Origin of the sequence: Aequorivita sp. 609 (genome assembly GCF_014212065.1) — a bacterium.
Taxonomy (GTDB): domain Bacteria; phylum Bacteroidota; class Bacteroidia; order Flavobacteriales; family Flavobacteriaceae; genus Aequorivita; species Aequorivita sinensis.
The window spans coordinates 1-23317 of sequence record NZ_JACJVM010000012.1; the positions used below are offsets into that span (position 1 = coordinate 1).

The window sequence follows — 23317 nt, forward strand, 5'->3', positions numbered from 1 at the left end:
AAATAATTGTGCCTGAAATAAAAAAGAGCTTACGGATCTATTCTTTCTATCTGTAAGCCTAGAATTATATTGTCAAAAATTAATAAAGAAATTAGTTGTTTTTTATCTCAGTTCTTTGTTATATGGTGTTTTTCACTCTATGTTCAAAGCAATTTTGGATTTCCGACTTAAAGAAATTGTCGTATTTCGGATTTCCTAAATTGAACATAATTAAATTTCTTTTTGCTCTGGTCAAACCTGTATATACTAATTCAGCGTTAGTAAACTCTTTATCATCTTCTTCCTTTTCTATGAACAAGAACAACGTATCTATTTCCCAACCCTTAAAGCTATGAGTTGTTGAAAGTTTCAAAGTTCCTGTTTTCATCCAAAAGTGGTTTTTCTTTGTTCTCCTTAATTTTTCGATTGCTATAACGTTACCTTTTATTCTCTCAAATTCTTCTTGACTCTCAAAAGTTGTTGCGGTTTTTTCTTTCCTTTTTGTTCTTATTAAAAAGTCTAATTCCCTTAACAATTCAACTTTTGAACATAAAATTCCTGCATCCGAAGAATGAATTTCATTTCTATTTAAAACGTCAAAAACTACGTCATACAAATCGTGGGCTGTGTAGGTATCAAATGTATGGTATTCAATTATCCTTTTCTCAAAGTCGAGTTGGGACAAGACATTAATTTCGTCAAGGTTGTACTTCTGGTTGAAAACAGTTTTCTGAAATTTAATAGCAATATTCCCAATATTACTTGAGAATCTGTGTGAGGTATTTAGAGTTTTATTCCAAACACTTGGGATTGTCCTTACAATTGGTTCATTGTTTTCATCCAATTGTCGATTATAAATGTTTTGTTTCTCGTCTCCGAACACAACAAATTCTGTTTCATTGTGCATAAAGTATTTTGTTATAATATCTATCCAAGATTGCAGATAGTCTTGTACTTCATCAATTAGGACAACGTCAAATTTTTGGATACTATCTTTTACCTTTTCAAAGAAGTTCACATCTTGCCAATTCCCAATACTATTTATTTCAAGATTGTAATTATTAGCTTGTGTTTTAAAAAATTGGTGGTAATTAGTTATGTAAAAGCTTGTCCAATAAAATTCTTCTCTTACATCAGATATTCTGTCATGTATGTAGTTTTTTAAAGATAGGTTGTAAGTTAAAACTAAAACCTTTTGACCTGTTCTTATGTGAGCATTTACAGCTCGTTTTGCCAAAACCAAAGTTTTACCACTTCCAGCAACTCCTTTGATTTTTCTACGAGGTCTTATTTCACTTCTTATTAGTTCTTGTTGTTCTTTTGTATAATTAATTTTAATTCCTTCTTCTATTTGGTGAAGTGGTGATTTTAAATATCTACGAATACTTTTGTACAAAGTCTCATCAAAATAGTAGGACTTTCTATTAAGCCAAAATTTAGACAATAATTGATTTAGCGAATTTTCATTTAATGAATTATTGCCTAAAAGGCCAAAGTAGTTAACGAATTTTCGGTAACCATTATAGTTTTCTCCTTGAAAGTCTTTTAGCAAAAAATTATTTAGTCTTTGTTGTGTAGCATTGTGGAAGTAAACGGCACAATTTACAGTTGCCCAATTATTCTTATTCTTAACGCTTCTTAAAAAAAGTTCTTCACTGTGTAATTGAAAAAGATTGTCTTTGTATGTTTCTACTTGATTTAAAGGCGACTTAATAAATGTATCGTCTTTTATTAAATGCCATTTAGTTCGTTCGTCAATGTAATAATGGTCTAAATTCCAATCCTTGACTTCAATTAAAAGAACACCACTCCCTTTTTGCATAATGGCAAAATCAGGGTTGTCTCCATTCAGAAATGGTTGAAAGTATATTTCATAATTGTTGTCAAGTTTTTCGAGCAAGAAATTCAAAAGTTTCCATTCCCCTTCAGTAGGTTGGACTTTCTGTCTTTTGATAATTTCTAATTTCGGTTCTAAAATTGCCATTTAGTTGGTTTAAAATGCCATATAACTTTCAAGTTTAAGAAAAGTAGAGCTGTAAATAAGCAATTACCTTTCGGATTATCCACAAGTTTAATCCTTTGCATTTTGTTTTATATTTTTGCTCTAAAAGCCTATCGAAGGACTACGACTACCTAAATATACAATAAAAAGTAGTCGTAAATCAAAAGATTTGGCGACCTCGCAAATTCTTCTAAAACATTGGGTTTAGCACTGACTTGCTCTATTTTTTTTATACAGTGTTGTGCTTAGTAATGATTTATAACAATCATATTCGGTATCTATAAAATTTACTGCTAAATTTCACGCTGCATTAGTATTAAAATCTATAACTAAAAATCAGTAAAATACATAAGCTTTTTCATTTCCTTCGTTATATACGACAAAGCTTTGGACTGCATTTGATTTTGGGTTAATCTCTAATGTCATTTGGATTTTTACAGGTTTTTCACTGTGGGTACACCCAAAATTCCAATATGTCATTCCATTTGTTGTTTTAATTTGCGAATAATTCACATTTACCAATGTTGATTTGAAAGTTTTAAATTCAACAGTTCCTTTACCATTCTCATCAATATCAAACTTTGCTATTGCTGTGAAGTCAGTAATAGTTTCTGAATTTGTATTTGTTTCCAAGTTTATATTATAAGAATTGTTGAAAGTAAATGATTTATTAAAGTCTTTTATTTCCAGATTATTCTGGGCAACTACAGACAAAGGTGTCATTATTGTCAGTAAGATTAATTTTGCTCTTATTATAATATTACTTTTTTTGTCCTTTGTTTTCATGATTTTTCTTTTTTTTCTAGTATTCTTTTACTAAGCACAACGTAAATATATTAAATTATTCACTTTCAAAAAAACCAAAATTTTTACTCAGCTACCAATACATAAGCCTTTATACAGTTTTTTCTATGCGTTATTTTGTATATCTTTAGGCGTATATCACGAATTTTCAGATGGTTTGATATACAAAATGACGATATGCTATGGACCTGAAAAACTATAAATTTGAACCTGGAGCTCATCAGAATAAACCCGTTATTTGGGTTAGATTTCCATATCATTTCCATCTAAAAAATGCCTTAAAAAAAAGATTTCCATCAGCTAAATGGAGCCAATCCAATAAATCTTGGTATTTATTAGACACACCTGCCGCAAGAGAAGTGCTATACCTACCTAAAAAAAACAATGAAGATAAATTGCTGTATAATATTCATCCAGTAAATCAGCAAGCTATGTTAAACTTTGTAAACCAATTAAATCTTAAAGCTTATAGCGAAAATACAATTCGGGTTTATTGCACAGAACTAAAGCATTTATTGTTATTGCTAAATAATTATCCTGTAGAAAAGCTTACTCCAGAGAAACTTAAGTCCTATTTCCTCTATTGTTTAAAAAATGAAAGAATGAAAGAGCGAAAATTAAATGGGAAAATAAATGCAATTAAATTTTATTTCGAGCAAGTCTTACACCGGGAGAAGATGTTTTTTGATATCCCAAGACCTAAAAAGCCGGCAACGCTACCAAAAACATTAACCCAACGAGAAATTTCTTTACTTTTTAAACAAGTTACAAACATCAAACACCTCTTAGCATTACAATTATGCTACGGTATGGGCTTGCGAGTAAGTGAGGTGGTTAACCTTAAACTAGAACACATTAATTCTAAAGACGGAATAGTACTGATAGCTCAAGCAAAAGGCAAAAAAGACAGATACGTCCCGTTACCAAATTCGATTTTGCCTTTATTAAGGAGATATTATTTTCAGTATAAACCAAAAAAATACTTACTAGAAGGTAGGTTTGGCGGACAATATTCTAAAGGAACTGTACAAACAATTTTTAGAGAAGCTTTAAAAAATGCAGGAATTAATAAAAATGTAGGCCTACACGGCTTGCGGCATAGTTACGCTTCGCATTTATTACAAACCGGGACAGATATTAGGTTGATTCAAGATTTATTGGGACACTACAGTATTAAAACAACTATGATTTATACCAATGTAACTCAAAAACAACTAAATAAAATTAAAAGTCCATTAGATAGTTTAAATTATTAACTTCCTTATTACTTCAAAGGGTGTCTTTTAAAAGACGCTAAAAAAAATTTGGATTTGTTATTGTTTTCTGTGTTTCCAACGTTTGTGCGACCATAGATAATGCGCTGGGTTTTCACGAATTTGCGTTTCTAACATATCAAAAAACATTCTTGTAATTTGAAAGTCTTCATACGTCTTTGGGTGATCTGCAATAGGAACAAATGTGGCGGTGTAATACCCGCGCTTTACTTTTTCAACTTTTAAATAAAGCACTGCAAAGTCTAACTTTTTAGCCAATTCCTCGGTTCCAGTAAACATAGGTACATCTATACCCATAAATGTATCGCGATATTTAAAGGCATTCAGTTTAGGAGATTGATCGGAAAGAATGTAGGTGAGCGTTTTTATTCCCTTTTTCCATTTTCGGAAAAGAACCGGAACAATTTTTCTATTACTTACAATTATACCTCCAAAATGCTCCCGAGTTTTTTTAACCAAATCGTCAAATTGTTTATTGTCTAACGGCTTGTAAACAGCGTGAGCTTGATGTTTCATGAGTTTGTTTAGAATACCACTCCATTCCCAATTTCCATAATGCCCAGCCATCAATAAAATACTTTTATCACTGTTGTAATAGCTGTCTAGAATTTCAACATTGGTAACTAGAAAGCGCTTGCGGATTTCTTTTTCTGAAATGGTAAAAGCTTTTACGGTTTCAAAAATAAGATCGCATAAATGCTTGAAAAAGGCTTTAGTGATTTTATTGCGTTCTTCTTGGGTTTTTTCGGGAAAAGCTAAGGCCAAATTCTCTTTTACTACTTTCTTACGATACCCGACAATGTAGTAAACCAATATAAATAACGCAGTTGATTTTATATATAAAATACGCATTGGCAACTTTGAAATAAGCCACAGAATAGGGTAAACCAATATATATAGAATTCTTTGCATAGGTAATGAAACCGCAAAACTACTCAATTTATTTCTTGAAAGTGTAGATTGGAAATAGGAAATTAAAAGTGATTTTTTAATTATTCTCACTCCTTTTATCATTTCCTAAAGTATTGTAACTTCATCACTAGCTGAATTCTCGCTTCAAATAAACGCTATCTTAGAGAATCTATAGTTTTGTCGGTAATTGTTGAAGGTAAAGAAGGTTTGCAAATAGCTGCCAATAAATTCACAATTCGGCTTAAATACTCCTAATTTCACCCTTGGTTTTCGTATTTTTGATTTCAAAATTTTCAACTATTTATATGTTAAACATAGACATCGCAACAATTGTAATTATCGCTGCAAACGTAATTATATCAATGAAAGGTTTTAACGACATAGCCTTTTTTAATAAGTATAAATTCAATATTTCTGGGATACGCCACGGAGAGCAAATAAGAATGTTTAGCTCGGCATTTTTGCACGCAGATTTTTCGCATTTACTTTTCAATATGCTTACCCTATACTTTTTTGCCCCCGTTGTAATTAATAGTATTGGTGTAACTTCCTTCGTAATTATTTATGTTGTAAGCTTATTAGCAGGGAATTTACTTTCGTTTTACTTTCATAAGGATGAACCTCATTACAGCGCAATAGGAGCAAGTGGTGCAGTTATGGGAATCTTGTATTCTGCTATATTATTTCATCCAAATATGGGGCTCTATTTATTTTTTATACCTATTGCTATTCCAGCTTGGTTATTTGGTGTGGCATATTTGTTGTATTCTATCTTCGGAATGAAAAAAAGACTAGGAAATGTAGGTCACGATGCACATATAGGTGGAGCTTTAGGAGGTTATGCACTAACACTAATGTTTGTACCTAGCTTATTTACTACAAGTTTGTGGATTGTTGTGTTACTTGCTGTTCCCTTAATTATTTTATTCATTATGCATAAACTTGGGAAGATTTAAAATCTCAACAGTTATTAAACTAATTCAACAAAATATGAAAGCACTCCAAACCATTTTAATTTTAGCATTAACAACAACCGCAGTTATGGCTCAAAACACTCTTCCACCTCCAACTATAGATGTTACAGGCGAAGGTATTGTACGTGTTGTTCCCGATGGGGTAACAATAAATATTCGTGTAGAAAATACAGGTGAAAACGTTAAATCGTTAAAAAAGCAAAACGATGCTATTGTAAACGATGTTATTAAATTTCTGAAGAAAATGAACATCGAAAATAAAGATGTTCAAACCCAGTACATGAATTTAAATAAGAATTACGATTACAATACAAAAACATATACGTTTGCTGCAAACCAAGCTATCTCGATAAAGTTATACGACTTATCTCAATACGAAGCTATAATTAGTGGCCTTCTAGATACGGGCGTTAATCGTATAGATGGTGTTATGTTTTCGTCTTCAAAAAAGGAAGCTTTGGAAAGTCAAGCGCGTAAAAATGCAATCGAAAATGCGTTGATGAAAGCGAAAGAATACGCAGGTGTTTTAAATCAAACTGTAGGGAAAGCAGTTTCAATTAGTGAACAGACCAATGCTGGACCTGGGCCTATAATGTACAAATCTGCAATGATGAGTGATCAAAGTGGAGGAGGTCAAGAGACAATAGCTCCTGGCGAAATGGAGATTAAAACCTCAGTAAATGTTAGTTTTCTTTTAAACTAAAAAGAATAGGGTAGAGGGCAAGTACCTCAATAAAAAAGCCTCGAAAACAATGTGTTTTTGAGGCTTTTTTAGTTTTTAAATTTTTAGAAATTATTCTCCACCTAACAAGGTTGAAATTTTAGCTTCTAAAGCTGCACCTCTAAGGTCTTTATCTATAATAACTCCATTTTCATCTAGTAAAAAAGTTGCTGGAATAGCACGTATATTGTATTGCTGCGCAATAGGATCTTGCCACCACTTTAAGTTAGAAACGTGATACCAATCCATTTTATCATCTTCAATAGCTTGAAGCCATTTGTCTTTCTGAGTGTCTTTATCTAAGGAAACGCTAATGATGTTTAATCCTTTTTCGTGATATTTATTATAAACCTTTACTACGTTAGGGTTTTCTACACGGCATGGCTTACACCAAGAAGCCCAAAAATCAATTATAGTATATTTTCCTAATGCATCTTCCAACGACATCATTTCGCCAGTAGGAGTAGGAGCGCTAAAATTTGGGGCTTTACTACCAATACTCGCTTTCTTTAAAGACGATACGTTGTTTTTAAGGTCAATAACCAACTCGTTCTCGGCTAGTTTTGGGTTCAGATTGTCAATAAATGTTGAAGCCTCATTTGGGTTTAATTCCTTTTTGCTAACCATTTCAGAAATTAGCATTACAGCGAAAATAGAATTGTTGTTTTTACTTAAGAAATCTTTTTTGAATTCAATTTCCTCATTCATCAAGTTTAAGTTTTCACTTTGCACCTGTGTAATGGCAGCAGTATCATTTTCTTGTTGTGCAGCACGATAACGCTCCATTTGTTGTTGCTTAACTTTGTTTAAAGAAACCATCTTGTCAACAAACTTACTATAAGCTTCGTTTTCTTTTCCACCGCTCACTCTTGAAGCTTGTAGGCTATCCTTGTAAACTACAGCTTTCATATCTACGTTTTCAGGGAAATATAAAACAGAGCCGTTCACACCATCTATACGTAAGAAGTTTAGGTTGTAACCTTCACTCTTATTATAAGTAGCCGAAAACTTTCCATCGGTTACTGTTAATGTGTCCACAGCTTTAGGTTGTTTATTTTCTAAGGTGAATACATAAATCTTGTCTCCATTTTCAAACCCAATAGCATCACCTTCAAACTTGTAGCCATTGCTAGCTGAATCGTTACAAGAAACCAGTGAAATTGCAAATAATAAAGCAAATATAAATCTCATAATATTAATCTATTTTAATTTTTGGCAAAAATACAGGTTTAAAACCTTAAAGAGATAAATACCTATTCATTTTGGTTTTAATTAACATACCTAGGTAGTCTGCTGTATTTATACAATAAAAACGAGTTGCTATATTTAATTATAACAACTCGATATTGTTTTTAAGAATTGGAATGGTTTTAATTCAAAACCAAGGTTTTTCTGGATTATACCGCAACACCGTACTCGCGTAAAGCGTCGTTAAGCGATGTTTTTAAGTTTGTACTTTCTTTGCGCTTCCCAATTATTAGCGCACAAGGAACTTGATATTCACCTGCTGGGAATTTTTTGGTATAACTACCAGGTATTACTACCGAACGCTCAGGAATATAGCCTTTCGTTTCAACAGGAGATTCTCCTGTAACATCTATAATTTTGGTTGAAGCAGTAAGCACTACGTTTGCTCCTAAAACAGCTTCTTTCCCTACGCGTACACCTTCAACAACGATACAGCGGGAGCCTATAAAAGCATCGTCTTCAATAATTACTGGGGAAGCTTGTAAAGGCTCTAAAACCCCTCCAATACCTACACCACCACTAAGGTGAACGTTTTTACCAATTTGAGCACAACTACCAACTGTAGCCCACGTGTCTACCATTGTACCTTCGTCAACATAAGCTCCAATGTTTACATAACTAGGCATTAGGATTACCCCTTTTGAAATATAAGCTCCGTGGCGCGCCACAGCATGAGGTACAACGCGAACTCCTTTGGCTTCATAACCAGATTTCAACGGAATTTTATCGTGATACTCAAAAATTCCAGCCTCCATAGTGCGCATTTTCTGTGTAGGGAAATAGAGCACAATGGCTTTTTTTACCCATTCGTTAACTTGCCACCCATCGGCTATAGGTTCTGCACAACGCAATTTCCCTTGGTCGCATAAATTTACAACTTGACGGATAGCTACAAGTGTTTCAGATTCGGTTAGTAAGGATCGATCGTCCCAAGCTTTTTCTATAATCGTCTTTAGTTCGGTCATTATATATAATCGTTAATAATTTTAATTTACTTTTCTCTTTGTTAATTCTATAGTAGTTAACTTTAACTCACATCCAACTTCTAACCTCCAACCTCCAACTTCCAACTTCCAACCTCCAACCTCCAACTTCCAACTTCCAACTTCTACCATCTAGCCCCTAATCCCACAAATATACTCTTCATAAATCAAAAAAACGGCTCATAATAGTATAGTAATTCACAAAGGCTTATTTTTGCCGAAGTTATGGGAAGAATTTTAGCATTAGATTACGGTAGTAAACGAACAGGCATCGCCATTACAGACGAGTTGCAGCTAATTGCTTCAGGGTTAACCACGGTTTCTACTCCGGAATTAATCGATTTCTTGAAGAAATATATAGCTTCAGAAAAAGTTGAATTGGTTTTGGTAGGTGAACCTAAACAGAAAGATGGAACACATTCCAGTATAGAAGAGGAAATTCAGAAGTTTTTAAAGAAATTTTCAAATATCTTCCCCGACTTACAAGTTAAACGTGTTGACGAACGTTATACTAGCAAAATGGCGTTTCAAACTATGATTGATAGCGGTCTTAAAAAGAAGCAACGTAGAAATAAGGCGCTAGTTGATGAAATTAGTGCAACAATAATTTTACAGGAGTATTTATATAATAAATAACTTTGTGAGCTCGCAATTTATCGCACGCCCAATATAATAATGAATAAAAATTATAATAGATAATAGAGAATGATTTTACCAATAGTAGCTTACGGCGATCCAGTTTTAAGAAAGGAAACCGAAGAAATAACAAAAGATTACCCAAACCTTAATGAGGTAATCGAAAATATGTTCGAAACAATGTATGAGGCACGTGGTATCGGTCTTGCTGCACCACAGGTAAATTTACCGATTCGTCTTTTTATTGTTGATGCTACCCCTTTTGAAGATGACGAAGATCTTACTGAAGATGAGCAGAAATATGTTTCAACATTTAAGAAGGTATTTATCAACGCTAGAATTTTAGAAGAATCTGGAGATGAATGGGCCTTTAATGAAGGATGTTTAAGTATACCAGATGTTCGCGAAGATGTATTCCGCCAACCTGAAATTGTAATGGAATATTACGATGAAAACTTCAAAAAACACAAGGAGTCTTTTAAAGGAATGGTAGCGAGAATTATTCAACACGAATACGACCATATCGAAGGAGTTTTATTTACCGATAAACTATCTCCGTTAAAGAGAAGATTAATAAAAAGTAAGCTTGCGAATATTTCAAAAGGGAAGATTAACATCGATTACCGAATGAAATTTCCAAATGCAAAAAAGAAACGCTAACTCACTTGCGTATCTAAACCAAACCAAAGATATTTGTAACCATTAAAAAATAAAGGAATTTTATGAGCTTAGAAAAAGTGTTATCAATCTCCGGTAAACCTGGATTATATAAATTGAAATCCCAAACAAGAGCAGGCTTTTTGGCAGAGTCGCTTTTAGATGGTAAAACAATTAACGTAAGTGGCCGTCACAATGTGAGCTTGCTTTCAGAAATTGCTATATACACACTATCAGCAGAGGTTCCACTACGCGAAGTCTTTAATAAGATTGCAACAAAAGAAGAAGGAAAAGAAGCTATTAGTCATAAGTCTTCTAAAATTGAATTGGAAGAATACTTTTTTAGTGTATTACCAGACTACGATGAAGATAGGGTGTATGCTAGTGATATTAAAAAAGTACTACAGTGGTACAACCTTTTAGTTAAAAATGGTATTACAAATTTTTCTGAAACAAAAGCTGAAAATAAAGAAGAAGACAAAGAAAAAGAAACAGTAGCAGCAAAGCCTAAAAAAGAAACAGCTGCTAAAGCTGCATCTCCTAAAGTTGCGAGTGCAAAAGCGTCTTCAGCAAAAAAAGGAGGAACAGCTAAAAGTACAGCCGCTCGTAAGAAATAATATTTTGTTATTACTTAAAAAGGTTATGGTATTTTATAACGAAAGTCTTAAAATCCAATTGGGTTTTAAGACTTTTTCTTTTAGTAAAAATTTATCACCCGGTATTTTATAATAAACTATAACTTTATAGCCTCTGTGTTATATAGTCTTTAGGCATCGCTATAAATTTGCTTCATTTATTAAATACATTAAAACTTAATTACACCTCATTTACAATGAAAAATACGCGTCAAGACCAACTTAAAGCTTTCGATAGATTGTTAACCATTATGGACGAATTGCGAGAGCAATGCCTTTGGGACAAAAAACAAACTATGGAGTCGCTTCGTCATTTAACCATAGAGGAAACCTACGAACTTGGAGATGCAATTCTAGATAACGACCTAGATGAGGTAAAAAAAGAGTTGGGGGATGTTCTTTTGCACATAGTGTTTTACGCAAAGATAGGAAGCGAAACAAACGATTTTGACATTGCAGATGTATGTAATAGTATATGCGATAAACTTATTGCACGTCACCCACACATTTATGGCGATGTAAAAGTTGCAGATGAAGCTGAAGTAAAGCGCAATTGGGAAAACCTGAAATTAAAAGAAGGAAAAACAAGTGTTTTGGAAGGTGTTCCTAAATCTCTACCGGCAGTAGTTAAAGCGAGTCGAATTCAAGAAAAAGTAGCTGGTGTAGGTTTTGACTGGGAAGAACCACAACAGGTTTTTGAAAAATTACAAGAAGAATTAGGTGAATTACAACACGAAATAAACGAAAACAATCAAGATAAAATTGAAGCCGAATTTGGCGATGTACTTTTCTCTATGGTTAACTATGCTCGATTCCTAAATGTAAACCCTGAAAATGCATTGGAGCGCACAAATAAAAAGTTTATTAAACGCTTTCAATACCTAGAAGGAAAAGCTAAAGAGTTGAACAAATCTTTAAAGGATATGACGCTTGCAGAAATGGATGTTTTTTGGAATGAAGCAAAACTTCAATAACCACAATAGCATAGCTTAGAAATAAAAAAAGATTTAATCTTTCTCAATTGAAATGATTAAATCTTTTTTTATGCTTAAAAGTTCAATTTTAGTCTTCTCTAACTTCTTTAATTTTTGAAAGCTTAGCCTTCCAAACTTCTAATTGTTCTTTATGACGTTCGATGTTTTTGTGAACTTCTACAACCATAGGATTGTCGTCGTCTACATGGCGGAAGAAACCTAAGTTGTTTTCTAACTGACGGATTTCATCTTTCGTTTCTTCAATCTTTTTAGAAATGAAGAAGTGTTCGTTTTTAAGTTTACGCTCGTCATCTCTGTTTACAAGCGTATTCAGTTTGTTATCGAACTTGATAAGCTCCGCTTCTTTTTTACCTAAATCAAGCTTTTTGAAAAGTGCATCTAGTATTTTATTAAACTTTTGTTCAATATTACGCTTGTTATATGGTACGCGACCAATTTCTTTCCAAGCAGTAATGTTGTCTTTTATAGCTTTGATATCGGTTTTATGATCACCACTTAATTCAAAAGTAGCAAGTTTTGAAAGCATTGCTTCTTTTGCTTCATAGTGAGCAACCTCTTCTTTATTTGCTTCATTTTTCTGAGCGTGAAGTCGGTCGAAGTAGTGGTTACAAGCTTTTTTAAACTGCTTCCAAATCTTGTCGCTGTATTTTCTTGGCACATGACCAATATTCTTCCAGTCGTTCTGAATTTTCTTCATCAACTGAGTTGTAGTTTCAAAATCTTCGCTGTCTTTATTGTCTTCAGCAATTTTAATAAGCTCGCGCTTCATTTCAAGATTTGCAAACTGTTCTTTCTTTTGATTTTTGTAGAAAGAGTTTTTCTGATAATTAAAGCTACTTGTGGCATCTTTAAAAGATTTCCAAACCTCCTTGTTGTTTGCTCTAGGTACACGACCCGTATTAAAGAAAGTATCTCTTAACTCTTGCACCTTTTTAATTGAGTTTTGCCATCCTTGGTGACTTGGTTTCGTCTCTTCGGTTGTCTTTTTTATTTCCTCGATAAGTTGTTTTTTCTTTTCGAGGTTGTTTTCAAACTCTTTTTCAGCCTCGGCTAAATACGCTTGGCGTTTATCGTGAATAACTTTTGTAGCTTCACTAAACTTATCCCAAACTTCATCGCGATATTCCTTAGCAACTGGACCTATATCTTCTTTCCACATTTTGTGAAGCATCTGTAACTCACGGAATGCCTTGTTTACATTTGCTTCTTGTGCAAGTTCCTCAGCTCGGGTAATCAACTTTAACTTAGCATCTAAGTTGTGTTTGAAATCCATATCTCGAAATTCACGATTCAGGTGTAGATAATCGTAGAAATTTTCAACGTGGTGATGGTAAGTATTCCAAACCGTATTATACTTGTCTCTCGGTATTGGACCTGCAACGTGCCACTTTTCTTGTATTTCTTTAAAGTGCTTGTAAGTTGTATTGATGTTTTCTTCAGCACCTAAAAGGCTTTTTAATTCTTCAATCAACTCCCAGCGCTTATCTAAGTTTGCTTGAAGATCCTTTTTAAGAGATTTATAATAGTTGTTACGCTTCTCCTTATAATCGAAATAAAGTGAATTAAACTTTTTCTTTAACGGAGTAGTGTAGTGGAAGTCAATAATGTTTCCGCCCTCAGCAAGAAAATCTTCTTTCTTATGCTCTAATTCCTCATTAAACTGATTGTTAAACTCCGAGCGAATTTCTTCAACATCGTGTTTTAAATCTTGAATTTTCTTCGTGTTTAATAAAGTTTCAAACTCGGCAATTAACTCTTTTTTAGTTAGCGTACTGTAATCTTTTTGTGCCTCTTCTTCTTTAGTTTCGTCTTCTTCCTCATCTTCTGAAGAAGCTACTTCCTCTTCATCTTCAATTTCAATTTCGTCCAGATCAGCAGTAGTAGGAGTAGTTTCCTCTGCAACTGTATCAGAAGCTACCTTTTCTTCTGTTTCAACCTTTTCAGTTTCTACAGGTGCAACAGATTCTTTTTCAGATGTAGTTTCGTTATCTGGAGTTACTTTTTCATTTTCTTGATTACTCAATGGAGTAGATGTATCCTTTGGCATTTTTTCGTCAGACATTTCTTTCAATGTTTAGGTTCATTTATCTTAGAGGTTCAATATACTAACAACTCTGCAACTAGCAAAGCACACGAGGCTTTTTTGGAAGTTTTTCCTCAAATTTTATGAATTCCAGATCTCCCAAGCTTTTTCAGCCTGAAACTCTAACATTTTTAATCCGTTAGAGATTCTTGCTTCTTGATGTTTTCCGCGTTTTAGAAATTCAGTTTCTGCAGGGTTGTATATCAAGTCGAAAAGCAAGTGTTTTTCTGAAAGAAACTCGTATGGGATGCTAGGACAGTCAGTTATATTAGGAAAAGTGCCTAAAGGCGTGCAATTAATAATCAAACAGTGATTTTGAATGATGTTTTCATCAAGTTCATCATAGCTTAAATTACTCGATGTTTTATTTCTACTTACAAATTTGAAGTCGAATCCCAGTTTTTCAAGGGCGTAGGCAATTGCTTTTGAAGCCCCGCCAGTTCCTAGGATTAGCGCAGTTTTCTTATGTATAGGAAGAAACGCTTCTAAAGACTTCTGAAATCCATAATGATCGGTATTAAATCCTTTAATCATTTTAGATTCTGACACTTTTATGGTGTTTACAGCTCCTATTTTTTTAGCCTCTTCATCTAAATCATCTAAAAAAGGTATCACCTCCTCTTTATAAGGTATTGTAACACTTAACCCAATTAAATTTGAAGTTTCAGAAATAACCTTAGGAAAGTCATTTATTGAAGGAATATCAAAGTTTTCATAAGTGTGATTCAGGTTTTCTTTTTCAAACTTTTCGGTAAAATAAGTCCTTGAAAATGAATAACTAATATTTTTGCCAACCAATCCGTATTTAGACATTTTGCTGTTTTTTATAATTGTCGTACCAATCTAAGCTTAACACAATAAAAACGCCAACTACCATAAACACTATTGCGAGTATGGTTTCCGTTCCAAAAGATTCTGGGAAATATCGAGTATATCCTGTAATAATATCTCTTCCGTTGGCGTCAACAACAATATTCCCTAGATTATCATAAACGTATTTTTCTTCCTTCCAAGGCCAAACAACGCCTAAAGACCCAGCAATAAACCCTATAATTACTGCGTAAGTAGCTTTTTTAAATCGTTTTAATACATAAGCCAATAAGTGCGAAAGTGAAACTAACCCTACTAATGAGCCAATAGAAAAAACAGCTAAAACTTTAAGTAATTCAATGCGGTGCGGATCGTAAAGCCAACTAAAATCTCCTTGAAATACATTGGTAATTGAGTCGAAAAGCGCATTTACAGAATCTACTAGAAGCAGTACATAATTCCCGAGGAGTATTAGTATAAACGATCCCGAAAGCCCTGGCAAAGTCATTCCTGAAACACTGATGATTCCACAGAAAAAAACGAAAATTAGGTTGCTGTTTTCCTTAGCAGGTTCTAAAAAGCTTATGGCCACACCAGCAATCACTCCAGCCATAAGATAGGCTATGTACTTTTTGTTCCACTCACCAAAATCTTTGGCAATAAAGTAAATAGAACCGATTATCATTCCAAAAAAAGCACTCCAGACGTAGAGCTCGTAGTGAACGATGAGGTAGTCTAATAATTTAGAAATACTAAAATAGCTGATTACCATCCCAGTAATTAGCAATGTTAAAAACTGACCATTTGTATAGCGATATAAACTCTTAAACCGTCCACCGATTAAGAGTTTAAAAGCTTTTTTGTTTATTTTTTGTAGCGAGTAGATAAACTCTTCGTAAAAGCCAGCTACAAAAGCAACAACACCTCCCGAAACCCCTGGAACCTTATTGGCAGCACCCATTCCTAGCCCTTTTAGGACTAACCAAACTTTATCAGAAAGGGAGCGGTTTTCGTACATTATCGGGATATGTGTTTTTAAGTTTTAACTCTCAGTAGGATTTTGCTTTTTTACGGCTACACGTTCAAGTAAAAATATGGTTAAAAAGCCTATGATAGCAAAAGCTACTGCTATTATTATTTGAGGGTTTCCATCAAAATTTTGTGGAAGAATACTCCTCTCTAAAAACGGAACTTCTTCTCCAGCGTGATTTAGCCTGTATTGAAGCACTTCTTTCCAAGGCCAAATTTTATTTAAAGCGCCAATCATAAATCCAGTTAGTACTGCTAATATTAGGTTTTTATGGTGTTTAAACAACCAGTTTAACACTTTAGAAAATAATTTTAACCCAACTATAGCACCAAGTCCGAAGATTAAGATTTTTCCTAAGGAATTTAAAATAAGATTTGTGTCTAATGTAGAAATACCTTCAGTAAGTTGTGTGATAATCCCTATAACTGTGGTGTAAGCGCCCATTAGTAAAAGGATAAAAGCTCCTGAGATTCCTGGGAGAATCATCGCGATAATAGCAATAAAACCAGCTAAGAAAAGAAACCAAATACTATCTGGTGATCCTATTGGCTCTGCAATAGTAACCAAATAGGAAAGGACTGTGGCAATTATTAATGCCAAAACTACTACAAGTCGCCATTTTGAAATCTGTTTCCCTACGTATAATATACTTGCGATTACCAATCCGAAGAAAAAAGACCACACAGCAATTGGGTAAAACTCCAACAGCCAAGTAATTAATTTTGCAAGCGATAAAATGCTTATAAGTACCCCTGAAAAAAGAGCTAGTAAAAACGAAAGATTATAGTGTTTCCAAGCTTTAGAAAAGCCTTCTTTTTTCCAAATTTTAAAGAATCCTAGGTCTAAATTGTGAATGGTTGTTATCAACTCTTCATAGATACCTGAGATAAAGGCAATAGTACCTCCCGAAACGCCGGGAACAACATCGGCAGCGCCCATCGCTAAACCTTTCGCAGTAATTAATAAGTATTGAATGAAATTTCTTTGAGGCATAATTTTAAATTGCTAAAGCCTCAAAAATACACAAATTAAAGAGAAGGATTTTTGTGTTGTTTGATTATTTCTTGAACCCTTTTAATTTCTAAAACTGAAGGAAATAATTCTTCAAGTATCATAAAGAATTCAGGTTCAGATTTTAGTGCATTTTTCAAGTGAAACGCACCTTTATCATGTTCGTTTAAGATGAAATACAATCCAGAAAGTCGGTATTCTAACTCAGCGTTTTCTGAATAAAATTCAAGAGCCTGATTTAGATTGTTTACAGCTGCTTCAAATTCGCCTAACTTGGTTAAAATATCACTACGTGTTAACCAAGATTCTAATTCATAATTACCTAATTCTAAGGTTTTACGAAATCCAACTTCAGCTTCTTCAAAAAGACTTAGTTTGTTGTTGATTTTGGCGTAACGTTTCCAATAGAGCACATTTTCACTATCAATATTAATAGCTTTCTCGATATAGTACAATGCTTTTTGATACTGCTTGTTTTTGTAGTAATAATCAGTAATAGCTATCCAACCTTTATCTAGTAAAGAATCTTCTTCTACACATTTAGTAAAAAACTGTAGCGCCATTTCATCATTACCTAATTTCTCATAACATTTTCCAATGCGAAGTAGGGCGTATGATGTAGGGTCGTCTAATCCTAATGTAATAGAATAACTTTCTATTGCTTCTCTATATCTTTGGAGCTTTTCAAGTACTCTCCCTTTTTCAAGGTATGCGCCAATAAATCTATCGTCGCTAATAATAGCGAAGTCGAAAGCCGCAAGTGCTTTTTTATAATCTTTTAAAGCGAAATATTGTTTCCCCACTTGATGCCAAGCTACTTCGCAATAAGGATTTTTGTTTAAAAAATCATTTAGATAATTTATTGCTTGCTCGTATTCTTCAAGATATTCGAAGCAGTAAATAATGTTGTACAGTGCAGAATAATCCTGTTCGTCTTTCTCTAAACACTTCATAAAATATCGCTTGGCGTTTTGGTAATCTTCCATAAAAAGATATTCCATACCTAGCAATGAAAGCACATCACTTTCATCTGTTGTGATGTCTAAAGCCTGCTCTAATAGCGAAATTGCTTCCCTGTGTTGATCTCTACGAGAGAAGATATTTGCTTTTTGAATGTAAATTTCCTCGTTGCTTTGCTCTAATAAATAAAGTTCATTTAAAAGCTCTTCAGCAATATCTAATTGATTTTCGAAAATGTAAATTTCAATTTTAAAAAGCTTTAGGTTGGTAGAAGTAGGGTGTTGCTCTAAACCTAATTTAGTCGCTTTTTTAGCTAGTGCCATTTTTCCGTTTGCAAGGTAATGATGCACTATTTCTTCAAATTCCTCGGAATCGAAAAACAGTACGCTGTTGGTTTTCAGCATAGATTCGAATTTCTCAAGGGCAAAGTTGTTATGCTCGTTTGAACTTAATTGCATACGCTCGTTTTAACGGTTGTAACTATTTTAAAGATAGTAATGATAATTTAAGTTCAATTGTTATGCCGAGTTTCTTGTTAACGAACTTATCAACAAGAAAATAAGTGTATAAACATTTGAAAATCAATAGTATGATTTAGTTTGCTTTCTTTTGAATTGAATCTAAAACTTCTAAAATTATATTACAACCCTCTGTAATTTCGTCATTGCTAATTGTTAGGGGAGGTGTAATACGTATGGCTCTTCCTTCGAAAAGTAGCCAAAAAAGAATTAATCCTCGGTCCTTACAAGTAAGGATAACTTCGTTTGCAATTTCTGGGATTTCCACCATTGCTGCAAGCATTAAACCTCGTCCGCGAACTTCTGTAATTAACGGGTGATTTAGTAGTTTTCTAAACAGTTTTTCCTTTTTAAGGGTTTGCTTTATAATATCGGTTTCAATTAATTCCTGAAGTGTCGCCAAGGCAGCCGAAGCAATTACTGGATTACCACCAAAAGTAGTGATATGCCCTAATTTTGGATTGTCTTGAAGTAATGTCATCACTTCGTGTGAAGTCGTAAACGCACCAATTGGCATTCCTCCACCCATTCCTTTTCCCATAACTAATATGTCTGGGGCTATCCCAAAATGTTGAAATGCGAAAAGCTTTCCTGTGCGGCCAAAGCCTGGTTGAATTTCATCTAGGATTAACATAGTGCCGGTTTCGTCACACTTTTCACGTACTTTTTTCAGATAGTTATTGTCTGGCTGAATAAAGCCTGCTCCACCTTGAATAGTTTCTAAAATAATAGCAGCGGTCTCTGAAGTTATTTTTTCAAGGTCTGCTTCGTTATTAAAAGTAACAGGAAAACAATTAGGTATTAAAGGTTTAAATGCTTTTTTGCGCTCTTCGAAGCCCATAACACTCATAGACCCCATAGTGTTGCCGTGATAGGCGTTATTTGCGTATAGAATTTGTGTTCTACCTGTTGCGCGTCGTGCTAGTTTTAAAGCCCCTTCTATGGCTTCTGTACCGCTATTTACTAAATAAGTGGTGTTTAGGTTTTCAGGTAAATTTTCAGCGAGTAATTTTGTAAGCGCTACGGCTGGATCTTGAATGTATTCTCCATAAACCATAACGTGAAGATATTTTTCAGTCTGATTTTTTATAGCCGAAACCACTCGTGGATGACAATGTCCAAGTGTACAAGCTGAAACTCCAGCGACAAAATCGAGGTGTTTTCCACCAGATTTGTCGTAAATATAACTCCCTTCTGCACGAGAAATTTCCATCGCCAATGGGTGAGGAGTGGTTTGTGCCTGATATTTGAAGAAATCGTTTTTCATTGTATTATGAATAATTATATGCGCGATTTAAATCTATAGAACTGCTTTTGGTTTTGTAGAAATTGAAAGTAAGACCAAAAGAATTTGAGAGCTTTAAAGAAAAAGAGATTTATTTTCCAACTTCCACTTTCTAACTTCCAACTTCTAACCTCTAACTTTCAACCTCTAATCTCCAACTACTCGTCTTCTTCCGTTTCCGCTTTAGGGTCGTCTGGGCGGTTTTGAAGATCCTTCGGACTTAACTTGGACTCTTTTGGGAGTTGAATTTTATCTTCAGGTATATCTTCAAAAAACTCACCTTCGTCGTAAGGCAACGGAATGCCTTGAATTTTAGGTAGAACAGGGGCTGGTTTATCTTTAAATAAATCTTCTACTTTTAATAAACGTTCGTCACCTCTCCATATAAAACCGGGTAAAATCCGAGCGTTTTCAGGAAGCATTGATGGTGGATATACCTTACCCGTTGCTTTTTTAATAAATCTAATTCCTGTAATTTGCTGTTGCTCCAAATACATTTGTATCGAACTCGAAACAGTATTGTTTATCCCAACTAATTGCTCCTTATCGTCTCGAGAATAATAAATTACTTGAGTGTTTTTGTTGATGTTTACGGTATCTAACTCATTGTTTGTAAAAAGCCCAATGAGACTTTCTCCCTTTACTTGATTGTACCCCAAACTATCTTTCTGAACTAAGAACGCATTATTAAAAACTTTTAATGTGTCTAGTTTATTTGTTAAAGTGTCTGATAAAATATGAATGGTGTCACCAGTCATTTGATTTTCACCACTCCACATCACAGGGTTTCGCAATAACTTTGTGATGCCTCGCTTTTCATTTACGTAGATAGAATCGCATTTACCGCTAGTAGGTTCATCGCCTTCTTTGCCAGGTTTAAACATTCTTGCTTGGTAAAAACCTTTTAGAATTCTATTTTCAGGCTTACCTGTTACCTGTAATGTATCGGCATGAACGTAAATAGAGTCGTTGTCACGAACTGTAATTGCAACAGCTCTTTTGGTTATAAAAACAGAATCTTTAGCGCGAAAAACTTCAGCGTAATGCCCGCGGATAAAGCTTTTGTTAATAGTGTCTATTACTCTAATGTTATTGGTGGCCGAAGCAAAACTTTTATTACGGTCGAAATAAATACTATCGCCATAAAGGGTTCTGTTTTCGTAATCTACTCTAGAATTTTTCACAAAATAACCTGTATCTCCGCGAGTGTCGTAATATCCACGCTCGCAATATACAGTGCTAGTTTCACTTTCTATAGTTGAAGGACCGTAGAGGTAAGCATCACCAGATTCGGAATAAAAGTCTAATTGATTGCTCTTTACCGTGTATTTTGGATTTACAATCTTTACGTCTGATAAAAACTGATACTTCTGACTTTCTGCAAAATATCTTCCAATTCTACTTGTCAATACACTCGAGGTGTCTTGTACAGTGCCTCCAGATCTGTAAAAAGCTTGTTGTTTAACCCTATCGAAGTAAAGAGTATCTGTTTTCAGTGTAGTTTTTGGTTCAGTAAGTACTACATCACCACTTGCAAAGGCAAATTGAGTATTTCCGTTATACTCAGCGTATTTACTATTCATTGAAATAGTATCGCCTTGCGTAATTCGTACTTGACCGTAAGCTTTAACGAAGTTGCTTTTTAAATAAACAAAAGCTTGGTCGCACCACATTTCTACACCTTCATGAACGATATAAACTTGTCCCGATTCGTCTTTAGTGTATATTGCTGCATTCGGAAACTCTGGTCGTATTTCTAGATAACCAGATTGTATATCAACTTTCTGTTTTTCCTGTGCGGAAAGATGTATTCCGAAGAAAAGAAAAAGTAAAATATATGCCGTTATTGCTTTCAAATGCTGCTTCTCTTTTATTTGTTCTCCGCTTTAAACTCAAATACCTACAAGGTTTTTAAAACCTTGTAGGATTATGTATTTGAAAGTTATGATGTTTAAAAACTAATTCTTAGTCTCTAAGAATTGTTTGTTTTCTATCTGGACCTACAGATACTATCTTGATAGGAATTTCCAATTCTTTTTCAAGGAAATCTATGTAGTCTTTTAGCGCTTGAGGTAACTGAGATGCTTCACTCATCTTAGTTAAATCGGCTTTCCAACCTTTCATTTCTGTATAGATAGGAGTAACGTTTTCGGCTTCTACGTTGTATGGTAGATGCTGAATAGTTTCGCCTTTATAATTGTATGCAGTACAAATTTTTAATGTATCAAATCCGCTTAAAACGTCGGCTTTCATCATTATTAATTGTGTTACACCATTCACTTGAACAGCGTATTTTAACGCAACTAAATCTAACCATCCACAACGTCTTGCACGCCCTGTAACAGCTCCAAATTCGTTACCAATCTTTGCCATTTTTGCGCCTACTTCATCAAAAAGTTCGGTAGGGAAAGGACCACTACCAACGCGGGTTGTGTATGCTTTAAATATTCCGAATACGTCTTTTACTTTGTTAGGCGGTACTCCCAAACCAGTACAAGCACCAGCAGCAGTTGTATTTGAAGACGTTACAAAAGGATAAGTTCCAAAGTCGATGTCTAATAATGAACCTTGAGCTCCTTCAGCTAAAATTGTCTTTCCAGATTTTTGTGCTTGGTGTAAGTATTCTTCACTATCAATAAATGTTAGTGTTTTTAGCGTTTCTACTGAAGCGAAAAATTCTGCTTCAAGATCTGCTAAATCGTACTGAACATCAACATTGTGAAAAGCAATCAACGCTTCATGCTTATCTGCTAATGCGCGATATTTATCTTTCCAGTTGTCTAATTCTAAATCACCAATACGAATTCCGTTTCTTCCGGTTTTATCCATATAAGTTGGTCCGATACCTTTTAAAGTAGAACCAATTTTCGCCTTTCCTTTAGAAGCTTCAGAAGCTGCGTCAAGCAAACGGTGTGTTGGTAAAATGATATGTGCTTTTCTTGACAGAATTAAGTTTTTCTTGTAATCGATATTGTATTTGTCAAGTCCTTCAAGTTCTTTTACAAAAACAACTGGATCGATAACAACACCGTTACCAATTACGTTCATTGCGTTTGTGTGGAAAATTCCAGATGGAATTGTTCTTAAAACGTGTTTAATACCGTCGAATTCTAAGGTGTGACCTGCATTTGGCCCGCCTTGAAAGCGTGCGATTATATCATAGTTTTTTGTAAGTACGTCGACAATTTTTCCTTTGCCTTCGTCGCCCCATTGTAGTCCAAGTAGTAAGTCTACTGCCATAATTTATCAAGAATTGTCCGCGTCAGAATTTGTTGCGGGTTTTTTATTTCCGTAGAAATATAGTGAATGGTTGGTTATTTCAATATTGAAAACTTCTTCAATAGTTTTTTTAATGCTTTGTATTCTAGGATCGCAAAACTCAATCACTTCGCCATCCGAAAGGATAACGTGATCGTGGTTGCGGTCGAAATATGACTTTTCGTAATGCGCTTGGTTTTGTCCAAACTGATGTTTGCGAACCAAACCACACTCTAAAAGTAATTCAATAGTGTTGTAAAGCGTTGCGCGACTTACGCGATAATTTTTATTCTTCATATTTATATACAACGATTCAATATCAAAATGGTCGTCGTGGTCATAAATTTCTTGAAGTATAGCAAAGCGCTCTGGCGTTTTACGGTGTCCTTTTTCCTCTAAGAAACCCGTGAAAACGTTCTTTACAATAGCCTGATTATTTAAGTCTGTATTAATGCTCATAATAAGGATGCAAAGTTACTCAAAATTTAGATGTTCTATTATGGAAATTGAAGAAAAAGAAACTTCAGGTATTTGGAACTATA

At 34.2% G+C, this 23317-nt stretch carries 21 protein-coding genes and 1 pseudogene; 7 read left to right on the top strand and 15 right to left on the bottom strand.

What is annotated here, in order from left to right; translation table 11 throughout:
- Positions 1–118: 118 nt before the first annotated feature.
- Both H4O20_RS05595 and H4O20_RS05600 read right to left on the bottom strand, forming a co-directional pair.
- The gene (locus H4O20_RS05595) at positions 119–1963 is read right to left on the bottom strand and encodes an NERD domain-containing protein/DEAD/DEAH box helicase (protein WP_185098544.1); all 1845 of its coding nucleotides are present in this window, start codon (positions 1961–1963) and stop codon (positions 119–121) included.
- Positions 1964–2317: 354 nt separating this feature from the next.
- Positions 2318–2767, bottom strand: a complete 450-nt coding sequence (locus H4O20_RS05600; protein WP_185098545.1) for a hypothetical protein — start codon at positions 2765–2767, stop codon at positions 2318–2320.
- Positions 2768–2967: 200 nt separating this feature from the next.
- Here H4O20_RS05600 and H4O20_RS05605 point away from each other — a divergent pair, with 200 nt between their 5' ends.
- On the top strand, positions 2968–4041 hold the full coding sequence (locus H4O20_RS05605; RefSeq protein WP_185098546.1) for a tyrosine-type recombinase/integrase: 1074 nt from the start codon (positions 2968–2970) through the stop codon (positions 4039–4041).
- Between the two features lie 57 nt (positions 4042–4098).
- On the opposite strand, the gene H4O20_RS05610 is transcribed toward H4O20_RS05605, so the two are convergent.
- Positions 4099–5073 (bottom strand): lysophospholipid acyltransferase family protein, encoded by a 975-nt coding sequence (locus H4O20_RS05610; protein WP_260402639.1) that lies wholly within the window; start codon positions 5071–5073, stop codon positions 4099–4101.
- A gap of 203 nt (positions 5074–5276) precedes the next feature.
- Here H4O20_RS05610 and H4O20_RS05615 point away from each other — a divergent pair, with 203 nt between their 5' ends.
- Together H4O20_RS05615 and H4O20_RS05620 are read left to right on the top strand one after the other, a co-directional pair.
- Positions 5277–5927: a rhomboid family intramembrane serine protease gene (locus H4O20_RS05615; protein ID WP_139855010.1), complete on the top strand. Its 651-nt coding sequence runs from the start codon at positions 5277–5279 to the stop codon at positions 5925–5927.
- A gap of 34 nt (positions 5928–5961) precedes the next feature.
- Complete coding sequence (locus H4O20_RS05620; protein ID WP_185098547.1) at positions 5962–6648, top strand: SIMPL domain-containing protein; 687 nt, start codon at positions 5962–5964, stop codon at positions 6646–6648.
- A 90-nt stretch (positions 6649–6738) separates the two neighbouring features.
- Here H4O20_RS05620 and H4O20_RS05625 read toward each other — a convergent pair whose 3' ends face one another.
- From H4O20_RS05625 to H4O20_RS15130, 3 genes are all read right to left on the bottom strand, one after another.
- Positions 6739–7857, bottom strand: coding sequence for a TlpA disulfide reductase family protein (locus tag H4O20_RS05625; protein WP_185098548.1), 1119 nt, complete (start codon positions 7855–7857; stop codon positions 6739–6741).
- Between the two features lie 206 nt (positions 7858–8063).
- Positions 8064–8879 carry a 2,3,4,5-tetrahydropyridine-2,6-dicarboxylate N-succinyltransferase gene (locus H4O20_RS05630; RefSeq protein WP_185098549.1) on the bottom strand — a complete coding sequence of 272 codons (816 nt, stop codon included), beginning with the start codon at positions 8877–8879 and terminating at the stop codon, positions 8064–8066.
- A 21-nt stretch (positions 8880–8900) separates the two neighbouring features.
- Entirely contained in the window at positions 8901–9029 is a 129-nt protein-coding gene (locus H4O20_RS15130; RefSeq protein ID WP_260402640.1) for a hypothetical protein, read from the bottom strand.
- Positions 9030–9122: 93 nt separating this feature from the next.
- Between H4O20_RS15130 and ruvX the strand changes: the two genes are divergently transcribed.
- From ruvX to mazG, 4 genes and pseudogenes are all read left to right on the top strand, one after another.
- On the top strand, positions 9123–9533 hold the full coding sequence (gene ruvX / locus H4O20_RS05635; protein ID WP_185098550.1) for a Holliday junction resolvase RuvX: 411 nt from the start codon (positions 9123–9125) through the stop codon (positions 9531–9533).
- A 69-nt stretch (positions 9534–9602) separates the two neighbouring features.
- The gene (def, locus tag H4O20_RS05640) at positions 9603–10193 is read left to right on the top strand and encodes a peptide deformylase (RefSeq protein WP_139855005.1); all 591 of its coding nucleotides are present in this window, start codon (positions 9603–9605) and stop codon (positions 10191–10193) included.
- Between the two features lie 62 nt (positions 10194–10255).
- Positions 10256–10681, top strand: a pseudogene (locus H4O20_RS05645) (DUF5606 domain-containing protein); the annotation flags it as partial.
- A 341-nt stretch (positions 10682–11022) separates the two neighbouring features.
- Positions 11023–11799, top strand: coding sequence for a nucleoside triphosphate pyrophosphohydrolase (gene mazG / locus H4O20_RS05650; RefSeq protein ID WP_185098552.1), 777 nt, complete (start codon positions 11023–11025; stop codon positions 11797–11799).
- A gap of 88 nt (positions 11800–11887) precedes the next feature.
- On the opposite strand, the gene H4O20_RS05655 is transcribed toward mazG, so the two are convergent.
- From H4O20_RS05655 to H4O20_RS05695, 9 genes are all read right to left on the bottom strand, one after another.
- The gene (locus H4O20_RS05655) at positions 11888–13882 is read right to left on the bottom strand and encodes a DUF349 domain-containing protein (protein ID WP_185098553.1); all 1995 of its coding nucleotides are present in this window, start codon (positions 13880–13882) and stop codon (positions 11888–11890) included.
- Between the two features lie 102 nt (positions 13883–13984).
- Entirely contained in the window at positions 13985–14716 is a 732-nt protein-coding gene (locus tag H4O20_RS05660; RefSeq protein WP_185098554.1) for a shikimate dehydrogenase, read from the bottom strand.
- Positions 14709–15731 carry a DUF368 domain-containing protein gene (locus tag H4O20_RS05665; RefSeq protein WP_185098555.1) on the bottom strand — a complete coding sequence of 341 codons (1023 nt, stop codon included), beginning with the start codon at positions 15729–15731 and terminating at the stop codon, positions 14709–14711. Before H4O20_RS05665 ends, H4O20_RS05660 begins: the two co-directional genes overlap by 8 nt.
- Before the next feature lie 24 nt (positions 15732–15755).
- On the bottom strand, positions 15756–16736 hold the full coding sequence (locus H4O20_RS05670) for a DUF368 domain-containing protein (RefSeq protein WP_185098556.1): 981 nt from the start codon (positions 16734–16736) through the stop codon (positions 15756–15758).
- Between the two features lie 35 nt (positions 16737–16771).
- Complete coding sequence (locus tag H4O20_RS05675; protein ID WP_185098557.1) at positions 16772–18172, bottom strand: tetratricopeptide repeat protein; 1401 nt, start codon at positions 18170–18172, stop codon at positions 16772–16774.
- A 136-nt stretch (positions 18173–18308) separates the two neighbouring features.
- Entirely contained in the window at positions 18309–19499 is a 1191-nt protein-coding gene (locus tag H4O20_RS05680; RefSeq protein WP_185098558.1) for an aspartate aminotransferase family protein, read from the bottom strand.
- A gap of 176 nt (positions 19500–19675) precedes the next feature.
- Positions 19676–21373 (bottom strand): OstA-like protein, encoded by a 1698-nt coding sequence (locus tag H4O20_RS05685; protein ID WP_185098559.1) that lies wholly within the window; start codon positions 21371–21373, stop codon positions 19676–19678.
- A gap of 109 nt (positions 21374–21482) precedes the next feature.
- Positions 21483–22757, bottom strand: coding sequence for an adenylosuccinate synthase (locus H4O20_RS05690; protein WP_139854995.1), 1275 nt, complete (start codon positions 22755–22757; stop codon positions 21483–21485).
- 6 nt (positions 22758–22763) lie between these two features.
- On the bottom strand, positions 22764–23234 hold the full coding sequence (locus tag H4O20_RS05695; protein ID WP_185098560.1) for a Fur family transcriptional regulator: 471 nt from the start codon (positions 23232–23234) through the stop codon (positions 22764–22766).
- Between the last annotated feature and the right edge of the window lie 83 nt (positions 23235–23317).